This window comes from Massilicoli timonensis (assembly GCF_900199515.1).
Taxonomy (GTDB): Bacteria; Bacillota_I; Bacilli_A; order Erysipelotrichales; family Erysipelotrichaceae; genus Massilicoli; species Massilicoli timonensis.
This window is the reverse complement of record NZ_LT963434.1, coordinates 1,057,157-1,077,469: the sequence shown is the minus strand read 5'-3', so window position 1 is coordinate 1,077,469 and position 20,313 is coordinate 1,057,157. Positions and strand designations below refer to the sequence as shown.

Genomic DNA, 20,313 nt, shown 5'->3' with positions numbered 1-20,313 from the left:
TCCTTTCAAAGTCAGTTGTAATGTAGCCGCCCATAGGCGTAAAAATGGGATTGCCAATAGCTTGTATCAAGTTTTGCGTATTGTATCGGGTCGCCACAATGCAGCATGACGGGGCTTCCGTCCCCGTCCTCGCCAACGTAGATACCCACATGAGATACGCCCGGTGTGTCGTATGTACCCGTAAAGAAAACCAAATCCCCCGGCTGCGGGTTGGAAACGCGGGTTGAAATGTTGTAAAGCCCCTGTGCCCCAAGTCTGCCCGTATTGTATAAGCCGCTGTTCGTCAGCACATAGCTAACAAAACCGCTGCAATCAAAAGAGGTTTCCGGGCTGCTGCCGCCCCACACATAAGGAAAACCGACATACTTTTCCGCTTCCTCAATGAGCCGCGCAAACTGTTCATCTTCCAGATAGGCGGGCGGGATTTCATAATCCGCTGGCGGGTTTTCATAGTATTTTGAAATATAGCCGGATTGCGGGAAAAGGTCGGGTCTGTTCCCAAGCGACGACATATACATAGCGTACATGGATAGCTGTTCCTCGCCCATAATGTAAACGGGAACATGGGAGAGGTTGAAGTTTTCCAAATCCACATTGAGAATGTAATAGTTATAGGCTACTTCAACGTCGTATTCGTTGCCCTCGCTGTCCGTCCGCGTTTCGGTGCGGTAGCGTACCTCGACTTCCTCCGTAACCGTCAAGATATACTGTTTATCAAAGAGCATTTCAAGGGTGCTTTGCGCTTCATCGAGAGTAAACACGCCCTCATGCCAAGCGGAGAGGATAGAGATTAGCACATACGGGTCATGCTCGATCTCGTCAGCCGTTACCCGGTATTCGTCATAGCCGGGGTATTCGCTTTCGATGTTATCCAGCATATCCTGTAACTCGGCTTCCATAGCGACATACGCGCTTTCTGCGCCTGTAATATCCGCGTCCTCGGAGAGATAGGACGACGCAATCAAGCCGCTGCCGCTGTTGCCGCCGAACAGGGAACAAGAGGACAAGCCGCCGAAAAACAGAAGCACGATAAAGGCAATCCCGCCCACGATCAAGCAGCCTTTCCAATGCCGGACGACAAAGAACGTCGCCCGTTTGGTTTCCTGCGCCGTTTTCTTCGCCGCCTTTGCGGTGGCTTCGGCGGTCTTTTTCACCTTGCCGCCCGTTTTCAACGCCTTTGCATACTGCTTTTTAATGCGCTGTTTTTGCCAAAAACGGGAAATCGGGTTGGAGTGCGCAAGGGCGGGGTTATCATGCAGCGCCTTTTGGTAGAGGAAATCGGCGTTTGCCTTTGCTGCCTTTTTCTCGGCTGCTGCCGCCGCCCGGTAAGGTTTCAGCTTATGGCTGCGTATGCCGCGTTTTACTGCCCGCGTCGTCATGCCGCCCGCTTTCTCGCCCACAAGTTCTATCCTGTGTCCGCTTTCCACACCGACGTTTTCTTTCTCCACCTCATAGATTTTTCCATGTACGGCGGCGTCCAATTCCTGCGCCGGACGGGATAACGGGTTATGACGCAACTTGCCGTTTGGGGGCTTATCCGTTTTTTCAAAAGCAAGGCGCGTCTTTGCTTTGCCTTTGGCTTCGTCAAAAACGCGCTCTTTTGTGATTTTGGTCTGTTTGGGGATAGCTGCCCGCGCTTTGTCTAAACGGTCAGCCGCCGTATCGGATTTTTTGATTGCCTTTTGCAGGTCCGGCGTTGCCCGTTCCGCTTCGGAAAACTGCAAGCGGGACGTATGGGTTTTAAGCTGTGCTGCGTCAAGGGTCTTTTTCTCCGCGCCCTTTTCAAAGTGGCGGCTAACCTCTGTGCCAATACGTTGGGTGGCTTTTTCCGCTGCTCCCGCTACGGGGGCTGAATAGTTTTCCTCCGGCGGTCTTTCGCTGATACTCGTTGTTTCGCCCGTCGTAAGGTTTTCCGCAACCGCCCCGTCGCGGGTCATTTTCTGCGTTACCTTGTCGGGGGCTTTTAATTCCTTGCTCAATGTTCATCACCTCCAATACGCTGTTTTGCAAGGGTGCAGTATTCGGGGTTGATCTCTATACCCACATAGCGGCGGGAAAGGCTTTTTGCCGCCGCTGCGGTCGTGCCGCTGCCTAAAAACGGGTCAAGCACAATCCCGCCGACAGGACAGCCCGCCAAAATGCACGTTTCCGCAAGTTTGGGCGGGAACGCTGCAAAATGCCCGCCGCGATAGGAAGCTGTGTTGATCTGCCAAACGTTGCGGCGGCTGCGGACGGGGGAAATCATTTCGTCGGTGTATGCGCCTTTCCTGCGGGGACGGTTGATTTTCTGCGGCTGGTTTTGCCCCGGAACGGTAGCGGCATATTTGTTGCCTTTCCCAACTCCGCTTTTCAGCCGTACCGCCGTTGTGGGGGCTATCGGCTCGGCTACTGCTTGCCAATCGTAGTAATATTTCTTCGACTTGGTAAGCAGAAACACATATTCATAGCAGCGCGTCGGTCTGTCCCGCGTGCTTTCCGGCATGGCGTTTCCCTTGTGCCAAATGATAGAACTGCGCAAATACCAACCGTCGCCCCGCAAGGCAAGGGCTACAAGCCACGGAATACCGATTAGGTCTTTCGGCTTGCAGCCGGGGGCGCGGTGGTTTACCGCCACTTGCTGCCCGTTCCTGCCTTTGGGATATTTCGGGTCTTGGTGGTCGGCTTTGCTGCCTGTGCCGCAATAAGTGTCCGCGATATTCAGCCAACAAGTACCCTCCGGCGTAAGCACCCGCTTTACCTCATGGAAAACCGCTGTAATGCGGGAAACATATTCCTCCGGCGTTGCTTCCCGCCCGATCTGCCCGTCTGTGCCGTAATCGCGCAAAGCATAGTAGGGCGGGGACGTTACGCAACAATCCATACAGTTATCCGGCAAGGTTTGAAGTACCTGCAAGCTGTCGCCGCAATAGATTTTGTCCGTTTCTATCCTCATGCCGACACCTCGCCGGGTTTGGTCGTCATGACGCGATAGAGTTCTGTATTTTGCGGGAAACGGTCAATAAAGGGCAAAATCACGTTGCCGTAGAAAATAAGCCCCTCGCCCGCTTCGGAATGGGTTACATAGGTCATTTGCTGCTGCGAAATGTTAAGCTGCTTTGCAAGGATTTCCCTGTCGCCCTGGGCTTGGTTGAGCATATACACAAAGTCCGAGTTTTCAAAGATGTTCTCCACCTCGCGGGACGACAACAAATCTTTCACGTTTTGGGTGATACCTGTCGGAATACCGCCCCACTTTCTAAAACGCTTCCAAATCTCAACGCTGTACGCTGCGGTCTGTTCCTCTTTGAGCAGCAAATGAAACTCGTCGATGTAATACCGCGTCGCCTTGCCCTCGCTGCGGTTTACCGTTACTCTGTTCCATACTTGGTCTTGGACGATAAGCATACCGACTTTTTTAAGCTGCGTACCGAGTTCCTTAATATCAAAGCAGACAAGGCGGTTATGAATGTCAACGTTTGTCCTGTGGTTAAAAATGTTCAAGCTGCCGTTTACATAGAGTTCCAATGCCGCCGCGATACGCTGCGCTTCCTTTTCCGGCTGCTTCTTGATTTCGTCGTAGAGGTCGCCCAAAATCGGCATATTTTTAGGCTTCGGGTCGGCAAGGTAGTTGCGGTACACGCTGATAACAGCGCGGTCAATCAAGGTCTTTTCAACAGCTTCCAGCCCGTTTTTACCTCCCATAATCAACTCACAAAAGGAAAGGATAAAATCGCTCTTTAAGGCTATGGGCGTGTCGCCCTCGCTGTAATTGAGGTTAATATCCATAGGGTTAATGTACTGCGTGCTGTTCTGCGAAACCTTGATAACCTGTCCTTTCAAACGTCCGACAAGGGGATAATATTCGGCTTCGGGGTCGCAAATGATAATGTCGTCGGACGTGATAAGAAAAGCGTTTGTGATTTCGCGTTTTGCAGAAAAACTTTTGCCGCTGCCCGGTGTGCCGAGTATCAAGCCGTTGGGGTTTTTCAGCTTCTTTCGGTCGCACAAAATCATGTTGTTGGAAAGGGCGTTTAAGCCGTAATACAATGCTTCGCCGCTTTGGAACAGCTCTTGCACCGTAAAGGGAACGAAAACGGCGGTGCTGCTGGTCGTCAAGCCGCGCTGGATATGGATAAGGTTTTCCCCCAACGGGATAGAGGACATAAGCCCCTGTTCCTGCCGGTAGTCAAGGCGGGTCAAAATGCAGTTGTATTTCTGTGCGATTGCCGCCGCCCCAAATACTTCGTTATCCAATTTCTGCTTGGTATCTGCAAGGTTTAAGACAAGCAGCGTGAGCAGAAACATTCTTTCGTTGCGGCTCTGCAAATCGCGGAGTAGGTTTTTTGCTTCCCCGCCGTAGGTGGCAAGGTCAGACGGAATAATATCCATGTCGTAGCCGCTGCGGATTGCTTTCTTTTGTTCCTCAATCTTCATGCGGTCAAGGTCGGTGATCTTGCGCTTAATCGTCTTGATTGCTTCGTTGTGGTCGATACTCTGAATGTGCAGATTAACGATAATCCCGTTTTCCGCGTCCATGAAGTCGGCAAGCATACGGTCGGAGAGTTCCGGCGCGACGATCTGCAAAAAGGAAACCGCACCAAACTTGCCGCCCATTTGAAACATTCGCCCGTCGCCAAATCGGAAAGAGGACGGGGCGATAAAGTCCTTGACGGAAAGCCCACTTGCGGGTAGCCATTCCCACGCAAAGTTAAAGCGTTCCCCGTCCGGGTGAAAAATCCCATGCAGCACTTCAAGACGCTGTTTCCCGTCCAATACCCGCGCCGCCGCGCCGATCACCTTAAAATGGTTGAGGGTGTCCGTTTCAATGCGGGCAAGACGCGCCCGCGCCGATCTAATGTCCTTTGCTTCAACGGTAAAGGTGAGAAACTTGGTCTTGATAAGCCCGTTGTTTCCGCGTTCAAGCTGCGTCCTAAGCATTTCGGTGTATTCTGCTCTGATACTGTCGAAGTCATCATTCTGCGGCGCAATCGTGATACTGTTCTTGAAATCGTCCTTGTTCGCATGGCGGCTGATTAGGGAAAGCTGCACGCTGATAGAAGCGTCGAACGAGTTATACATATCGCAAAGGGCTTCAAAAATGGCGGTTTTGTCGTCCGGCTGCGCAAGCTGATAGTTGATGTCCTCAAACTCAATGCACTTGGAATACCGCCCGTTTGCAAGGCGGCAAATCCCGTCCTTATACATTCGCTCAAACGGTATGCTGTCCTGCGCCGTATGGGGCTTCCCGTCGCCCTTTGCCTGTCGGATAAGGGTATCTATCTGTTTTCTTTCCTGTCGGGAAAGTTTACGCTTTTCGTTTTGGGTGTTTTTCTTTTCCTTTGACAATCGCCCGTACCTCCTTATCTAATTGCTCTTGCCGCGCAAGGGCGGCATAAAAATTGTTGGTCTGATAAGGTCGCTCTTTGGGGCGAAGAAACTTCACTTCCACAAATTGCCGAATAATCACTTCCAGCGGTTGCCCGTTTTTCTCGTACATGGCAAGCAAAAACATAGGCAGCATGGCAAGCACCATGCACAATGCCGCTGTGGTTGTTCCAACGCTGTCTTTTACCAAAAAGAACAGCGGCAGTCCGATTGCTACCGCCGCGCTGAAACAAATTAGCTGTCGTTTCGTAAGGTTGAACATTACCTTGCTTTTGATTTTTGTTAAGTCCTTTGGGACGGTTACATACGCCATTTCAAACCTCCTTTCTGCCCGGAATGTAATCTTCAAAACGGGGGACAGCATAGAAAAGCCGTTTGTTATTTACCCACCGTTGCAAATGGCGGGTAACAGGCGGGGCGGTTGGACGCTCGTAAATCATCACATACGGGTCAAAGCCCATAGCCCGCAAGGTGTTCACGCGGTATAAATCCTGTTCGTGAGTGCTGCCGTAGTTGGTAAGAACATACACGCGCCGCTGGCGGCTGCTCTTAATGGCGGTCAAATCCAAAAAACGTTGGAAATACCCGGTTAAGTCCTCGTCGGGATTATCCCATGCAAAATGTACCGCTTTTATCCGTACCCGATTTAACAGGCTGACATTATCCCTGTTCACAAGGCGAATATCCAGCCCTTGCGAAAAATCCACCCATGCGCGGCTTCGTATAAGCTGCTCAATGAGATTTTCATGGTCGGGACAGGCAAGCAGATTAGCGTCCATGATTTTTATTTCCGGCTGCCATTTCCAAAACTCGGACAAATCCGCAACCTTAACACTTTTGCGTCCCTCTTTACTGCTGACAATGCAAAACCCGCAATTTCTCGGACAACCCCGGCTTAAAAAGCCGTAGGCAATCCCGAAAAACTGCGGGTAGATAGAATAATCCGGGTAACTGTGTTCCACTTCCGGCGGCAAGCGGTTTTTCGTGTCGTAGCCCGTACCGCCGAAAATAACTTGTTCCGCGTTGGTAACGGTTATCGTGTCTTTGGAATAGGTGTCCGTAAAGACGCGGCTTTTATATACAAGGTCGTACCGCCCCTTTGCGTTCCACCATTCCACCGTATGCCCCTTTGCTTTATGATACGCGGATAGCTTCATCAAGCAGAGGTTGGGGAAATTATGGCTGTCAACGTCGATTAAACCGATTTTCAAATCATAACTCACCCCCTTAATGTGCCGAAAAGACGCTCTTTGCAAGGCTTCCCGTTTTGAAAAGCGTAAAGCACAAGAGGACGGTATAGCCCATGCAAGCCCAGATCGCGCCGGAAATGTCGTCGGTCGCTGCGATTGTTTGTATCAACACCGCATAAATGCCGACACACACCAAGATCAGAAACGCCTGAAAACCAAGCGCAAGCAAAGATTTTAAGTAATTCTGTCCCATGCTGCCCCATTCGTGATTTACCATTGTTGCCATAGGGATAGGGGCAACGCTCGTTACAAGATATATTTCAATCATGCGCCCATACACCACAAGCATAATGCAGATTGACAGGGCTTTCATGGTAAGCCCTACAAAGAGGGATTGAAACCATAACCCCAAAAGACCGCCCACGCTCATAGCGTCGAGTTTTGCTTCAATGTCGGTAATGACGGTGGTAACGTCTATGCTTGTATCGGATATGATAACCCCCGCGCTCTGATTGACGACGCTCTGCGTAACGTCGAAAACTCCCATGACGATGTTCCAAGTGTTTGTTACCAGCAGCACCGCAACAAAGGTCTTAAAAATCCATTTGAAGAAAATCCAAGTGTCGAGATCGTGCAGATTGTTTTTTTCAATTACAATCTGGATTAGTTCGTAGCACATGACAAAGGTAATGATAACGCCCGCAATCGGTACAATGACATTTTCCGAAAGGCTGCGTATCATGTTGAATATGCCCGCGTTCCACCCGGCGGGGGTCGTGCCGACTTGCGTTGCGATTTCTCCAACCTCTGTATTTACGCTGTCAAACAAGCCGGAGAGGTTCGATAAAATCCCGTCTGTCAAAATGCCACGAAACCAATCTTCAATCATCTGCCATATCAAAAGTTAATCCCTCCTTTCCCGCGCCCTCCCGTTTCCGAGAGGGCGCGGCGGGTGGTATTTGTTTTAGGCATTATCCAAAAAGTTTGGAAAGAAGCGGAACAAGGGTGCCGCCGATCAAAGCGACGCCGCCGCCCGCCATGAGCTGCTTCATGCCCTGGCTTTTTATTGATGTGCGATAAAGAAGTAATAGAAGTGTAAAAAATTTTGCCGTTCCTATCCGGCACTTGGCCATTGTGTCGGATAGGTCGGGCGGTTATTCTGGCAAGTCAATCTTGCCGACAAAGCTGTAATAAATCTCAATATCCTGCCTGCGGGTGCCGTTCTCGTCATAGCTGCACTCATGCACGACGATTTTCTCAATCATTTCCCGCAAGAGGGTGGGGGTAAGTTCCTCAAAGGCAAGGTGCTTTCGGACAATCCCCATAAACTTTTCCGCGTTGACGGTGGCGGCCTGCGACTTGTCCAGTTCCTCCTGCAAAGCGGCGGCGCGGTCTTTCAGTTCCCGCTGCTCCTGCTCATAGTCTGCCGACAGTTCCATGAAACGCTCGTCGCTGATTTTGCCGTTCACATTGTCCTCATACAGCCGCTTGATTATGCGGCTCACTTCGGAAATGCGCTCCTGCGCCTGTTCAAGCTGCTTCGTGGCTGCGGCGGTCTTTCTCTTGCCGCCGATCTCGTTCTGCTGGATAAGCAGCTTCACAAAGCGGCTCTCATGCTTGGCGGCGTATTCGGTCACCTGCCGGAGATTGGAGAGGACACCGGCGGTCAACAGGTCGGTGCGGATAAAGTGCGCCGTACAGTCGCGGGTGCGCTTCTTGTAACTGCCGCAGATGTAACAGTCCTGCTTGCGGTTCTTGTTCTGATACCGCTGCTGGTACATCACATGGCCGCAGTCGGCGCAGAACAGCATACCGGAGAACAGCCCCACTTCATCATAGCGGTTCGGGCGTTTGCGCTGCTTGCGTAACTCCTGCACGCGCTCCCATGTTTCCGTGTCGATAATCGGCTCATGGTGGTTTGGGAAAATGGCCTGCTTCTCGATGGGGTTCTCTACGCTGTGCTTGACCTTGTAAGAGGGCTTCTCCGTCTTGAAGTTTACCAGACAGCCGGTGTACTCCCGGTTTTCGAGGATATGAACAACGGTGTTTGTCGCCCACTTGCACTCATAGCCGGGGTGGTAGCGGCGGGTGCTGCCCGTCCTGCGGTATTCCAGCGTCCCCGGCGTGGGGATTTGCTGCTCCGTAAGCATACGGGCAATCTTGGTCGGTCCGTTCCCGGCAAGGCAAAGCTGGTATATCTGCTGGACAACCGGCGCGGTTTCCTCGTCAACGATATAGTTCTCGTCCTCGTCCATGAGGTAGCCATAGACCGGCTTGCTGGTAACAGGCTTGCCGCTCATGCCTTTTGCTCGTTTTACTGCCTTGATTTTCTTGCTCGTATCTCTCACCAGCCATTCATTGAACAGATTTCGCAGAGGGGTAAAATCGTTGTCCATGCCGCCGTTTGCGCTGTCCACATTGTCGTTGACAGCGATAAAACGCACTCCCTTTTGGGGGAACAGCATTTCCGTGTAAAACCCTACCTGCAAGTAGTTTCGCCCTAACCGGCTCATGTCCTTGACTATGACCGTACCCACTTTCCCGGCTTCAATGTCTGCAAGCATGGCTTGAAAACCGGGTCTTTGAAAGTTTGCGCCGGAGAAGCCGTCGTCGGTGTACCAGCGCAGATTGGTAAAGCCGTTCTGCTTGGCGTAGGTTTCCAAAATCCTTTTCTGGTTCGATATGGAATTGCTCTCGCCTTGCAATTCGTCCTCATGGGACAATCTCGGATAAAGGGCGGTAATGAGGTTTTGGGTGGCTTGTCTTAACATAAAATCCTCCGTTTCCGACAGCCAGCCCCACTATTCCGTGGTTTCATTGTACCACGGAATAGGGCGGGCTGTATAGCGGCAAAAGTGTAAAATCAGCTTCTTTATGATTTGTCAAATTGCCGATTTTTGTGTAGCAGCGGCTTCCGCTTCCAGTACCCGCGCCATTTTGTCGGCGGCGGTGGTCGTGGTGTCTTTCTTGAAATAGCCGGACACGACAAGGACGGAATTGCCCATGCGGATTTCCGTCACGCAGTCGGGGCGGCGGGTGGTGCGGGTGTCGTGCTGCTGTCTATCTGCCATAGGCAATACTCCTTTCAGTCGGTAATCAGTTTCTTCATGCTCTCCATTTTCCGCTGCGCGGTTTCCTGCCGGAAGTTGTCGCCGGTAAAGCGTACCGGGACGCACATGGAAAGCAGGCGGTCATAAATCCGGGAATGGGCGGTGTCCTCCGGGTTCCGCAGGTCGTCCAGCGTGAGGTTGGTCGTGACGATCAGCGGCTTGCCGCTACGGTAACGGCTGTCAATCACATTGAAAACCTGTTCCAATCCATACTCGGTGCCGCGCTCCATGCCGAAGTCGTCAAGGATAAGCAGCGGATAGCGGCAAAGGCGGGAAATGTACTCGTTGCGGTTCTCAAAGCTGGCGGCAAGGTCGTTGAGGATAAGGGCAAAGTTCGTCATGTGGACGGGGATTTCTTTCTCCATGAGGGCGTTTGCAATACAGCCCGCAAGGTAGCTTTTCCCGGTTCCCACGCCGCCCCAGAACAGGCAGCCGATATTGTCGGCTCGCATATCCTCCCAGTGTTCCACATACCGGCGGGCAATCCCGGCCTGCGGATTTCTGCCGTTGTCGTTCTCAAAAGTCCAGTCCCGCATGGTGGGGTCGGTAAAGCCCCGGCGTTTCAGTTCCTCCACGGTGTCAAGGTGCCTGCGCCGCTTCTCTGCGGCCTCCCGTTCCTCGCGGGCGGCTCTCTGACAGTCGCACTCTGCCGGGTGGCGGTCACGGCCAAAGATAGCAGCCTTATCCGGCGCAAAATAGGCTTCTTTCGGCTTGCGGCACTTGCCGCAGTACAGTAAACCGTCCTCGCCGGTGTAGTCCTCCGGCTCCGGGGTGGTGGCCGTCATATTCTCCAAAACAGCGTTGATTTCGTTCTTCATAAACTCTCGCCCTCCTTGCATGAGTAGTCTGGTATGCCCTTTTTCGGGGCTTTCTTGGCTGCGTCCTCCTGCGCCCATTTGTAGATTGTGGCGGCATGGCTCTTGTATCGCTTGCCGCTGGACGCGATATGGCAGGATAGCCGGTCAATGTAGTAGTTCCATTTGTCGGGCAGGTCTGCTTTCAGCCCGTCCAGTTCTGATTGCGAAAGAAAGACATTTCCATACCGGCCATAGGCGGCGCGGGCGGTCTGTCCCGTATCTAACTCTCGCTCTCTCTCTTTTTCTATCTCTATCTCTTTCTCTATCTCTATCTCTGGTGGACAAATGTCCGCTTGATATGGTGGACATTTGTCCGCCCCGGCCTTTGGCAAGGCTTTCTGCTCCTGCAAAGCCAGCCTTGCCCGCCGTTTCCGCTCCCCCTCGGTAGAGGATTGGCCGATAAGCAGTTCAATGTTGCTCATATACAGCGCACCGTTCTGTAACGGCTCCACAAGCCCCAGCTTCATAAAAATCTGCAAGGCTCGTTCTACGGTGCCGACTTGCTGGCGGGTAATGGTGGCAATCATCTGCGCGGTGTAGGGGATATTTTCATCAAGCTGCAACTTCCCGCCGTTTTTCAGCGATTTCAAGTACAATTTCAAGAGAATGTTGGAATAGAGGATGCCGTCCTGCATACTTTCCAGCAGCACGATAGCGTCCTCGTCAAAGTAATTCTCTTTCAGCTTGAGGTAGTAGTATTTTCGGTTGTCTGACATGGTTCCTCCTTTGGGTGGATTTGGAGCGTTTGTACGCATTTAGAACGCCGTTTCCGGGGAAAAGGATAAATGTATCGCGCACCCTTTGACACCCACGAAAAAAGCCTTGATTTATGCGGGTTTGAAAGGCTCTAAAGCGTGACATTTATGCCTTTGTTTCCGCTTTCGCTCGGCAGCTTTGATTTTCTTCATGCGCCCGGCGCAGCTGGGGCAGTATTTCCCCCGGTTGGATTTGGGGGCAAAGGCCGCGCCGCAGACGGCGCAGCGTTTCCGGCTCCCCCGGTACAAGAGGGCTGCGGCCAGCTCCCCGTCAAGGGGCAGGACAGCCACACGGAACCACCGGCACATGAGGGAAAGGGAAATGCTCTGGACGCACACGCAAGGCTCCCCGTCGTCTAACAGCAGGCAGTTCCCCCCGTCGTAGTTACAGCACTCATGCACCAGCCGCCGCGCCCGCCGGTGCTGGCGGTAGTCCATGCGGGGCAGGTTATCGCTCATGGCTCTGCTCCTTTCTGCGGTGGGGTTCCTCCCGGCGCAAAATCTGGTCGATATTCCGCTTGACGGTCTGCAACTCCGTGTACCGCTGTTTCTGTTCGTGATAGGTGTTATACAGGCCGTCTTTCTCGGAGATAAGCTGCTCGATCTCGGCCTGCAACGCTTTCCGGGCGGGCAGCTTGGTAATGCCATGCGCCTTGAAATACCGGGCGGCGGCTTCGGCTATAATAAAATCGCTCTCATTTGCCTGCCGGTAGGCGGTGCGGGCTTTCTCGGATTTCTGCGCCCGCAGCCCCTCGCGGGTGGGCTTGGTCTTAGCGTAGGCAAGTACCTGTTGCTGCAACTCCTTTTTCCCTTGTAGCTTGGTTTCCAGCGTTTTCAGCTTGCCGCTGGTCTGGCGCATTTCCTGATAGGCGGTATCAACGGCGGCTTCTAACTGCTCCGGGGAAGTGAAACCGTATTCCTGATACACATTCAGCGTCGCGGCCATTTGTTTGAGGTTGTGCATGGTCGCCCAGCGTTCATAGCCCCGGCCTTTGCCCTCGGCTTTCTTCTGCTCAATGTCCACAAGCCGCTGCACACCGTCTTGTTTCGGGGCGGTTTGAGGGGCTTTTGTGGGCTGTATGCCAGCTTTCCCACGCCGGGGGTATTCGTCGGGTATGGCCGCGGCCTTTTCTGCGGCTCTGGCGGCGTTCTGCTCCAAAACGGCAAGGACAGCGGCGCGGTCAAAGTCGTCGCCCAATTTTCGGGCGGTAATGGGCTTTGTCCTGTCCGGCGTGAGATAGGACAGCCGCCCCCGGCTCTCCTTGACGGCCACGCCCTCCCGCAGCAGCAGAGAGGAAAAGTCCTCGAATGAGGTCGCCGCAGATAGCGCGGCGCGTATGGTCTGCCGCAGCTTCTCTTTGTTCGTTTCAAACTTGGTCTGCCGGGGCGTGATACCGCCTGCAATCATGGGGGCGTTCTGCTTGTCCAGCGCGGCCTGTCCCTTTTTCTGCGCCCAATACTCCCGGTCTGTGACGCGGTTCTTGCTGCCGTTCAAGAGGTCAATTTGGTAAAGCCCCTCCCGGTGGCACATCTCCATGACTTCGGACTTGAAGTAGCGCAAGGCCGCGTCGGTACAGCGGTGCTTGCACCCGGCTTTCGTGTCGGCTGGCCTGTCCATGTAGGGCAGGAACGGGACTTCCTCTATCCGCAGCGAATTGATAACGATATGCACATGGATATTGCCGCTGTGGTTATGCCCGTCCGGGTGGGTGCATACAAGGGCTTGGTGGCCGGGGAAATGCTCGGCGCAAAACTTCTCGCCCAATTCCTGCGCCCGGTCTACGGTCAGGCCGTTGTCCGGGCCGTCCCGTGGGTCAAAGCTGATGATATAGTGGTGACTTTTCACATCTTCCCGCCGTTGGTTTTTCTCATAGCGGAGATTTGCCCGCATACAGGCAACGGCAAAATCCTCCCCGCCGCAGTTCAGCGTGGACAACCGGTAGTCCTCGCGGGGGATAAGCCTGCCGGTTTCATCAAGGACGGGCTTCATGGTAAACTCGTCATGCTCAAAAAGCAGGTATTGTTCGGCGGCTCCGTAGTCGGCGTTTTTAGAGTTGATATGCTTGAGTGTTGCCAACCGCGTCACCTACTTTCTGTAAGACTTCATACTTGAGGGCGGCAAGGTCGGCTATGGCGGCGCGTACCTCGCCGGACAGCGCATTGTAGGGTACGCCGTACTCGTTCAGATACCGGGCAATCTGGTTGAGGTTGCCGCCGATCCTGCCGTACTCGGCTGTGAGTTTCCCGACAGCGGAAAGCAGCTCGTCATTGACCGCCGACACATGGATAATTGGGCGTATGGCGGTGCGCCGTATCGCCTGCCGGAGAAATTCGGACTGGCTGATACCATAGGGCGCAAGCCGCGCTGTGAAGTCGGCGTATTCATCTTCGGACAGCCGGGTTTTCACAACGCGGCTGCGGTGGGGCGTGTTGTATCGCTTCGGCATGGGCTGTAAACCTCCTTTCACTTATCACAAAAAATAGGCTGGTCTGTTAGGTATTTCCGGGGCAGTTCTCGCAAAAAAACGGCCTGCCGAACGGAAATCTTTTTGCGGCGCAAGCCGCCATAGCAGGGTTTGGGGAAGGCACTCCCCAACAAGTTTCCCGCGAGGGACAAAACCGCAGAATTGCGGATTTTGGCACCGTGGTAGAAACTTGCTCTAAGACTGCCGCAGACTGCCCCTGTCCGGGTTTTTCCGTACATAGAGCGAATGGGGCGGGGCTTTCAGCCCGCTGTACGCGGCTTTTTTTCCTTTCGCCAAAGATACATTTGAAAGGCCGCCAGCTACCCGCTGAACGGGGACTTTTCAAATTTTCTTTTGCCTTAGTAATCCGAGCAACAGGGTTTTGGCAACCGGCGGGGCAGAGAATTTTTCTTTTCACTCCCTACAACACCAGCAAAGGCAAAAATGACGGAAATACTGGAAATTTTCTCTTTGCTTCTTAATACGGACAAAATTCAAAAATGCCAAACGGACAACAAAAAAAGCAGCAAATCTTTTTCAGACTTACTGCTTTTGCTCGCCGCCGGTGGCGGTATGATATTCAGTTTTTTATGGAGCCGTTTTAGTTCTTACTGCAAAGGTCTTTCTCTTTCCTGGACGACATCACTGTCAAATGCAACTTCAATCGTGGCGTGGTTTATTTCTGTCCCAGTAAAACATATAACATATTCATCATCTTTTTTTAGATTTTCAAGGGAAATCGAAAAGGCTTCTTCTTCAACACTTGTTTCCCATGTTTCACTCCATAAAACTTCATTTGTTTTATTATTTTTTACTTCTAAACTTCCATTTCCACCATCCATGTCCAAAGTTCCCGTAGCCGTTAAAGAATCCAAATCCTCTGATACGCAGAATAACTTCTCGTTGACAAACGGGTCTGTATCGTCATAATTCTCGTCTAATTCCATCACAATGGCTGTTGTATTTTGGCTTGATGCGTTTTTGGGGGTCGTACTAGAATTGGCACACGCCGTTAAACCTGTTATGCTGATAAGCATAATGAGAATGGCAATTCTTTTCATAGGGTTTCCTCCGTTGGGTTCAATCTGCCTTAAAAATAATTTTATCATATCCCCGGTGCAAAGTCCAGCCTCAACACTCGAACCGAAACTTAAACAGCGCAGCAATTAGCTGCTGCTCCACATATTCTTCAACCTCGGCATTTACTTGCCCGTTCACTTTGGAAAAATATCGGATATATCCGGCGTAGTGGGACAGAACGGTGTTCACCGCGTCCGGGTCGCCCTCATGCGCCTTGACGATTGTTTCATAGGGGAGAAGTTTACTCATGGTCTTTTCCCTCCATGAGCCGCCGTAGCCGCTGCAAGGCAAGCTGGATATGTCGCCCCGCTGTGCTGCGTGTCCGGCCAATATGTACGCCGATCACTCGCTGCGGCTGGTGCAGGAAATAGTAACGGAAAATTTCTTCCTGTGTCTGCTCCGGCAAGAGGGCAAGGGCGGCGGCAAGTTCCGCATGGTACAGAACGGCGGTCTGGCCGCAGGCGGTAAAAAGATATTCTTCAAGCTGCTCCGGCTCGGCAAGCTGGACAAACTTCTCATTCATCAAGTAGTCAAGGGAAACTTCCCGTTCCCACCTCCGGCGCAGCTTCAAAATTTTATCTATGGCTGCATGACGAATGACAATTTTGCAAAAGGCATTGAATGTGTATTGGATATGCACTTTGTAGGCTTCATCTTCGGTCATGGAAATTCCCCCTCTCTGATAATAGTGCGGGGCGGCAGCACTCCTTGCTGTCGCCTCCTTGATTGCCTATCTGCAAAGGCGGGCGGGGCTGTCAACGGCGGCGCGTATGCGCCGTTCATCTTGACCGTTGACTGGCTCGGCTGGCTTTGCTATTTCTGAAAAATACAAAGTGCTGCAATGGGAAGATACATACTTAAAAGGGATAATCTCTGCCATAGCCCTTCAAATGCAATTATTGTTCCTTTATAATTCGGCTTATCAGCCATTACAAATAGAGCAAAAAAACCTATTGCAAAGATAAAGCAAATTAAAGATAAAATTCCTAATAGCCCATTGGACACTTTGAAAAAGTATAATCCGACAAATAATGGCGCAAGTGTTAAAAGTAGAAAACCTATTACTGAACCATAACCATGTATCTTTGCGGAAAAAGTTTCAAGGTTTTTGGTTTCCCCAACTGAAAAAATCCCGGAAAGAATACAACCGCCTAAGGCGTAAATCACAATGACGGAAAAAAGCATTATGGATATAGAATTTGATACTTGTGCGACAGTAGGATATAGCTGCAAGGTGCTGATTAAAATTGAAACTCCAAACACAACCAACCAAATATTATAGATTAAATGCAACGGTGCTTTTGAATTTCCTAAAACGCTCATTACTTGTGTCAAATGACTATAGCCTTTGTAAGTGGGGGCTAATACAAACGGAATAATCAAATCAGCAATTAAAAGAAAGGGCAAAATATTTGAAAAGCTATTTTTCATCATCATAGCCTCCCTTGAAATGACCTAACCCTTTCAAAATTTTTACAGCAACCTCTTTCATTACATCGGCCTTGACTACAGCTATTCCTTGTTCTTCATCTCCCAAAACGAGTAGAGTATCTCCGGGATTTATGTCAAATATTTCTCGCGCTTCTTTCGGAATGACAATTTGCCCGCGCTCTCCAACCTTAACAGTTCCAAATATGTGCTTTCCCTTTGGCATGGACATTGTATAACATCTCCTTAATTCATATTTTTCATACTCACATGAAAAGTATACAATACTTCGAGAGAAATGTCAAATCACCTTGACAGATTACGGAATAATGGGGATAACCGTCTTTCATATTGTGGTGTTACTTTATGGCACATGAGCATTGGCTCCGGGATTGTCGTTGCCGTAACCCTCCATTAAGTTAATGGCACCCCAAATGCCAAGACCTGCGCCAAGCGCGATAACCAAAGTCTGCAATACACCAACTGCGCTGTTAAAGAAATCCATATAAACCTCGCTTTCTGCCGTTGTGCGGCTCAAAAAATGTTATGGAAAATGAAAAATGCCGCCGTTATTCTTCGGCGGCTGCGTCCTCGTCGGACAAATCTATTTCGTATATGTCAAAGGCTTCATCGGGCTTTACGATTGCCGGACGGGTAGACATATACCGTTCCACGTCAAAAGCGTTTCTTTTGTCGAAGTCGGAAAGGTATTTGTAGTTCGGGTGTTTCGTGATGTCGTATTTGTCGCTTAAAAAGGGACGCACACCGCGTAGCTGCAAAATACATTTCCCACCGTCCATAACTGCTATTTCGTCCTGTGTCATCAGCTCCTTTCCTAATTTTTGATAATTCAGTCCATGAGAAACCTGCGTGCCGCGATTTTCGGAAGTGTTGAAACTGTCGATTGTTTCCCGTCCCAAGTTATCCGAAATCTCTTTTGCATTTTTCCCACGTCCTCCCAAAAACAAGGTGCTGTCGGCATTATCAAGTATGATTTCTGCCGCGTCCCTGTAAATGGCTTTTAGCTGGCTCTGCGATTGCAGAATGATAGAAGCGGACATTTCCCTACTGCGGATTGTAGCAATCAATTTATCGAAGCGGGGTATCTGTCCGATGTTCGCAAACTCGTCAAGCAAAAAGCGGACGTGAACAGGCAATTTGCCGTTGTATTCGTCGTCTGCTTTATCACAAAGCAAGTTGAAAAGCTGTGATTGCAAAATAGCGATAACAAAATTAAAAGTGTCGTCGGTATCGCTCATTATGAGGAAAAGCGCGGTTTTCCGGTCGCCCAATGTGTCAAGTTCCAATTCATCATAGGACATGAGTTCCCGGAGTTCCTCTATATCAAAAGGGGCAAGCCGCGCACCGCAAGAAATAAGGATTGACTTTGCCGTTTTGCCCGCCGCCAATTTGTATTTTTTATATTGCTTTACCGCGAAATGGTCGGGGCTGCGTTCTTCCAAATCGGCAAAGAGCAGATCAACGGGGCTTTGGTATTCCTCGTCGTCCTCGCGTGCTTCGCTTGCATTGATAAGTTCAAGCAGCGTTGTAAAGTTCATTTCCTCGGCGGGGGCTTCATACCAAATGTAGCCGATCAACGCGCAATATAGTAACCTCTCGGCTTTCACCCAAAAATCTTCCGCGCTCTTTTCTCCCTCGCCTTTGGTATTGACGATAAGGGTATTGACAACCTTTAACACGTCCTTTTCGCTGCGGATATAGACAAAGGGGTTATAGTGCATACTTTTCCGAAAGTTTATCGTGTTCAGTACCTTAATGCGGTAGCCTGCCCGTTGCAGCAGCTTTCCGCACTCGATTAGGACGGTGCCTTTCGGGTCGGTCAAGACGTAGGAAGAATGAAGCTGCATTAAATTAGGCTTTACGAAAAACCTTGTCTTGCCGCTGCCGCTGCCGCCGATCACCACGACGTTTTTATTTCTCGCGTATTTCGGCTGCTTCGGGCGGCTGTTCATGGTAAGGCGTTCGGTCTGCGTCAAAATGATGTTGTTCTGAAAATCCGGGTCGATATAGGGCTTTATATCTTCGGCGTTGCCCCATGAAGCGTTTTGTCAAGTGTTATTTGGAGTTATTGACGCACAATCAAGGCGAAAGCGCGAAAGTGCAAAGCGCAAAGGGTCTGCACTTTGCGTTTTCAGCTTGCGGGTTCGGGCGGCTGCTTCTTCTTGATGAAGTTGTACCATTGACCGCCGACGCGCCTTGCGCCCAAAACACCGCCCATGTTGCGCTTGGCGTTCTGTACCGTCCTCTCGGATATTCCGGCTTCGGCTGCGGCCTTTACAAGGTCCTCGCTGGCAAGCTCTTTCCCGTCTGCAAGCAGGTCAAGTATCAGCCGTTCCGCCTGTTCGGTCTTGGTGGCGGTGTTGCCGCCCGCGCCGGACAGCAGCTCGTCGGCGGTAATGTCATACTCGCCTATCCACGAAAAGCCCGTTTCCGGGTCAAGGCAAAAGGCTATGGGCTTACCCTCCGGCGCAAGAGAAGATTTGTCATGGACGATAACGCGCACATTCGGTTCCCGTTTCACGCGCCCGATCAGCAGGACGCTCCTTGCTGCGGCGCGGAAGTCGATGGAGCCTAAACCCCGGTAGGCGCTCTGTCCTCCGGCGGCTTTGTTGAGGTGTCCGATTAGGATAACGGCGCACCCGGTACGCTCGGCAATCTCGGCAAGGCGGCGGAACATGGGGCGTATCTCGTTGGCCTTGTTCATGTCGGTTTTCTCGCCCACATACGCCTGTATGGGGTCAAGGATAATCAGCCGCGCCCCGGTCTGTCGGATAGCTCTCTCTATGCGCTCATCGGACAGGGAAAGCCCCTGCTTGCTCTCGTCAATGACAAGAATGCGGTCAAGGTCTGCTTCGGCTTCCATAAGGCGGGGCTTGATGGTGTCGCCCAAACCGTCCTCGGCAGTCTGGTAAATCACATTGAACGGCTCATGCACTGCCATGTGGGGGAACGGCTTGCGGTTGGTACAAGCGGCGGCAAGGCGTAGGGCAAAGGTGGTCTTGCCCTCGCCGGGGTTGCCCTGCACAATGGTTACTTTCCCAAAGGGGATATACGGCTCCCATAACCATTCGACGGTCTGCGTGTCCACCTCGCTCATGCGGATAATCTCAACGGTTTCTTCCTGCGGCGGCTCTTTCAAGCCGTAGACCGCTTCTCGCAAATACTTCCCGTCTGTGATTTCTGCCCGGTGCTGCAATACCTCGTTCCAATCCTTGAAAAGAGGGATAAGCCGGTGGACGGTGTAGCCCTCCGGCATGAGCTTCACAAGGCGGCTGCAAGCGTCGTTTCCGGCTTCGTCGCTGTCAAGGCAGAGATAAACGGTCTTGATGTTCGGACGGTCAGAGAGAAAGCGGAGCAGGGCTTTTTCTCCCACGCCGCCCAATGACAGGTAGCTTTGCTTCTGCCAATCCTTTTTGAACAGGCAGAGGAAAGAAAGCAGGTCAACGGGGGCTTCAAAGACAAACACTCTTTCGCCCTCGCCCCGGTAGCAGAAGTTAAAGGCTTTGTCGCTGCCTTTCACATCAAGGCGGAAGTTTCCCGCCGTTCCCTTGCTGTGGGCGTAGCGCGGTATTCCGTCCTCGTCCCGCCCCACAAATACGGCGTTGTGGTGGGCTGCGTCCTCGTAAATATCGCCGCTGGCAAAGAAAAAGCCCGTCACATCTTCATCAATGCGGCGGGCGGCTGTGAGGTAGTTCCTCGCTGTTCGGTTGTCGGGGCTGCGGGGCGGTAGCCGGAAGTCGGAGAGGGGCGCGGAGCTTGGTCTATCCGGCGGCGGTGCGGCTCCCTTTTCTCCTGTGAGAAGTTCAACGGCTTCGGTAAAACTCTTGCCAAAAAACTCCATGACAAAATCAATGGGGCCGCCGCCCTTGCTCTGGCTGTGGCGATACCACTTGTTGCCCCGGACGGTCAAGCTGTCGTGCCGTTTCCATCGGTATTCCTGTCCGGCGCGTTCCAGCGGTTCCCCCTGCGATTGCAGGAACAAAACAAGGTCGGCTTGGTTCGCCCGGTCTATCTGTTCTTGGGTGTAGTACAAAAAACTCACT

General features: G+C 51.8%; 21 protein-coding genes and 1 pseudogene. All 22 read right to left on the bottom strand.

The features are described 5' to 3' along the window. Positions 1–11: 11 nt before the first annotated feature. The 22 genes and pseudogenes from C1712_RS07310 to C1712_RS07200 all read right to left on the bottom strand — a co-directional run bounded on the left by C1712_RS07310 (position 12) and on the right by C1712_RS07200 (position 20,303). A complete protein-coding gene (locus tag C1712_RS07310) occupies positions 12–1,979 on the bottom strand; it encodes a C40 family peptidase (RefSeq protein WP_007860203.1) in 1,968 nt (655 codons plus the stop codon). Continuing rightward, complete coding sequence (locus C1712_RS07305) at positions 1,976–2,932, bottom strand: DNA-methyltransferase (RefSeq protein ID WP_102268117.1); 957 nt, start codon at positions 2,930–2,932, stop codon at positions 1,976–1,978. The genes C1712_RS07310 and C1712_RS07305 overlap by 4 nt, the downstream gene beginning before the upstream one ends. Continuing rightward, entirely contained in the window at positions 2,929–5,325 is a 2,397-nt protein-coding gene (locus tag C1712_RS07300) for a VirB4-like conjugal transfer ATPase, CD1110 family (RefSeq protein WP_087221613.1), read from the bottom strand. The genes C1712_RS07305 and C1712_RS07300 overlap by 4 nt, the downstream gene beginning before the upstream one ends. Next, on the bottom strand, positions 5,285–5,677 hold the full coding sequence (locus C1712_RS07295; protein ID WP_007860207.1) for a PrgI family protein: 393 nt from the start codon (positions 5,675–5,677) through the stop codon (positions 5,285–5,287). Before C1712_RS07295 ends, C1712_RS07300 begins: the two co-directional genes overlap by 41 nt. 1 nt (position 5,678) lies before the next feature. Continuing rightward, entirely contained in the window at positions 5,679–6,575 is an 897-nt protein-coding gene (locus C1712_RS07290) for a radical SAM protein (protein ID WP_007860209.1), read from the bottom strand. Positions 6,576–6,591: 16 nt separating this feature from the next. Further along, entirely contained in the window at positions 6,592–7,443 is an 852-nt protein-coding gene (locus C1712_RS07285) for a VirB6/TrbL-like conjugal transfer protein, CD1112 family (protein WP_021749495.1), read from the bottom strand. 82 nt (positions 7,444–7,525) lie between these two features. Beyond that, positions 7,526–7,687 carry a Maff2 family mobile element protein gene (locus C1712_RS13245; protein WP_102268115.1) on the bottom strand — a complete coding sequence of 54 codons (162 nt, stop codon included), beginning with the start codon at positions 7,685–7,687 and terminating at the stop codon, positions 7,526–7,528. A 21-nt stretch (positions 7,688–7,708) separates the two neighbouring features. Further along, complete coding sequence (locus C1712_RS07275; RefSeq protein ID WP_102268113.1) at positions 7,709–9,325, bottom strand: recombinase family protein; 1,617 nt, start codon at positions 9,323–9,325, stop codon at positions 7,709–7,711. Positions 9,326–9,436: 111 nt separating this feature from the next. Then, on the bottom strand, positions 9,437–9,625 hold the full coding sequence (locus C1712_RS07270; RefSeq protein WP_009259633.1) for a transposon-encoded TnpW family protein: 189 nt from the start codon (positions 9,623–9,625) through the stop codon (positions 9,437–9,439). A 14-nt stretch (positions 9,626–9,639) separates the two neighbouring features. Next, entirely contained in the window at positions 9,640–10,482 is an 843-nt protein-coding gene (locus C1712_RS07265; RefSeq protein WP_009259634.1) for an ATP-binding protein, read from the bottom strand. After that, positions 10,479–11,237: a phage replisome organizer N-terminal domain-containing protein gene (locus C1712_RS07260; RefSeq protein WP_102268111.1), complete on the bottom strand. Its 759-nt coding sequence runs from the start codon at positions 11,235–11,237 to the stop codon at positions 10,479–10,481. The genes C1712_RS07265 and C1712_RS07260 overlap by 4 nt, the downstream gene beginning before the upstream one ends. A gap of 111 nt (positions 11,238–11,348) precedes the next feature. Beyond that, complete coding sequence (locus C1712_RS07255) at positions 11,349–11,714, bottom strand: cysteine-rich VLP domain-containing protein (RefSeq protein ID WP_425436024.1); 366 nt, start codon at positions 11,712–11,714, stop codon at positions 11,349–11,351. 10 nt (positions 11,715–11,724) lie between these two features. Then, on the bottom strand, positions 11,725–13,353 hold the full coding sequence (locus C1712_RS07250; RefSeq protein ID WP_102268107.1) for a relaxase/mobilization nuclease domain-containing protein: 1,629 nt from the start codon (positions 13,351–13,353) through the stop codon (positions 11,725–11,727). Continuing rightward, complete coding sequence (locus tag C1712_RS07245; protein WP_102268105.1) at positions 13,325–13,723, bottom strand: plasmid mobilization protein; 399 nt, start codon at positions 13,721–13,723, stop codon at positions 13,325–13,327. Before C1712_RS07245 ends, C1712_RS07250 begins: the two co-directional genes overlap by 29 nt. A gap of 626 nt (positions 13,724–14,349) precedes the next feature. After that, the gene (locus tag C1712_RS07235; RefSeq protein ID WP_180963093.1) at positions 14,350–14,802 is read right to left on the bottom strand and encodes a DUF4624 family lipoprotein; all 453 of its coding nucleotides are present in this window, start codon (positions 14,800–14,802) and stop codon (positions 14,350–14,352) included. 70 nt (positions 14,803–14,872) lie between these two features. Beyond that, complete coding sequence (locus C1712_RS07230) at positions 14,873–15,070, bottom strand: helix-turn-helix domain-containing protein (RefSeq protein ID WP_102268099.1); 198 nt, start codon at positions 15,068–15,070, stop codon at positions 14,873–14,875. Further along, a complete protein-coding gene (locus C1712_RS07225; RefSeq protein ID WP_102268096.1) occupies positions 15,063–15,485 on the bottom strand; it encodes an RNA polymerase sigma factor in 423 nt (140 codons plus the stop codon). Before C1712_RS07225 ends, C1712_RS07230 begins: the two co-directional genes overlap by 8 nt. Positions 15,486–15,634: 149 nt before the next feature. Further along, on the bottom strand, positions 15,635–16,252 hold the full coding sequence (locus C1712_RS07220; RefSeq protein WP_219718847.1) for a DUF998 domain-containing protein: 618 nt from the start codon (positions 16,250–16,252) through the stop codon (positions 15,635–15,637). Further along, positions 16,242–16,481 (bottom strand): AbrB/MazE/SpoVT family DNA-binding domain-containing protein, encoded by a 240-nt coding sequence (locus C1712_RS07215; RefSeq protein ID WP_006774905.1) that lies wholly within the window; start codon positions 16,479–16,481, stop codon positions 16,242–16,244. The genes C1712_RS07220 and C1712_RS07215 overlap by 11 nt, the downstream gene beginning before the upstream one ends. 132 nt (positions 16,482–16,613) lie before the next feature. Further along, positions 16,614–16,787, bottom strand: coding sequence for a Maff2 family mobile element protein (locus C1712_RS07210; RefSeq protein ID WP_425436000.1), 174 nt, complete (start codon positions 16,785–16,787; stop codon positions 16,614–16,616). 31 nt (positions 16,788–16,818) lie between these two features. Beyond that, positions 16,819–18,315, bottom strand: a pseudogene (locus C1712_RS07205) (VirD4-like conjugal transfer protein, CD1115 family); the annotation flags it as partial. Between the two features lie 86 nt (positions 18,316–18,401). Next, the gene (locus tag C1712_RS07200; RefSeq protein ID WP_002584966.1) at positions 18,402–20,303 is read right to left on the bottom strand and encodes an AAA family ATPase; all 1,902 of its coding nucleotides are present in this window, start codon (positions 20,301–20,303) and stop codon (positions 18,402–18,404) included. Positions 20,304–20,313: the final 10 nt, after the last annotated feature.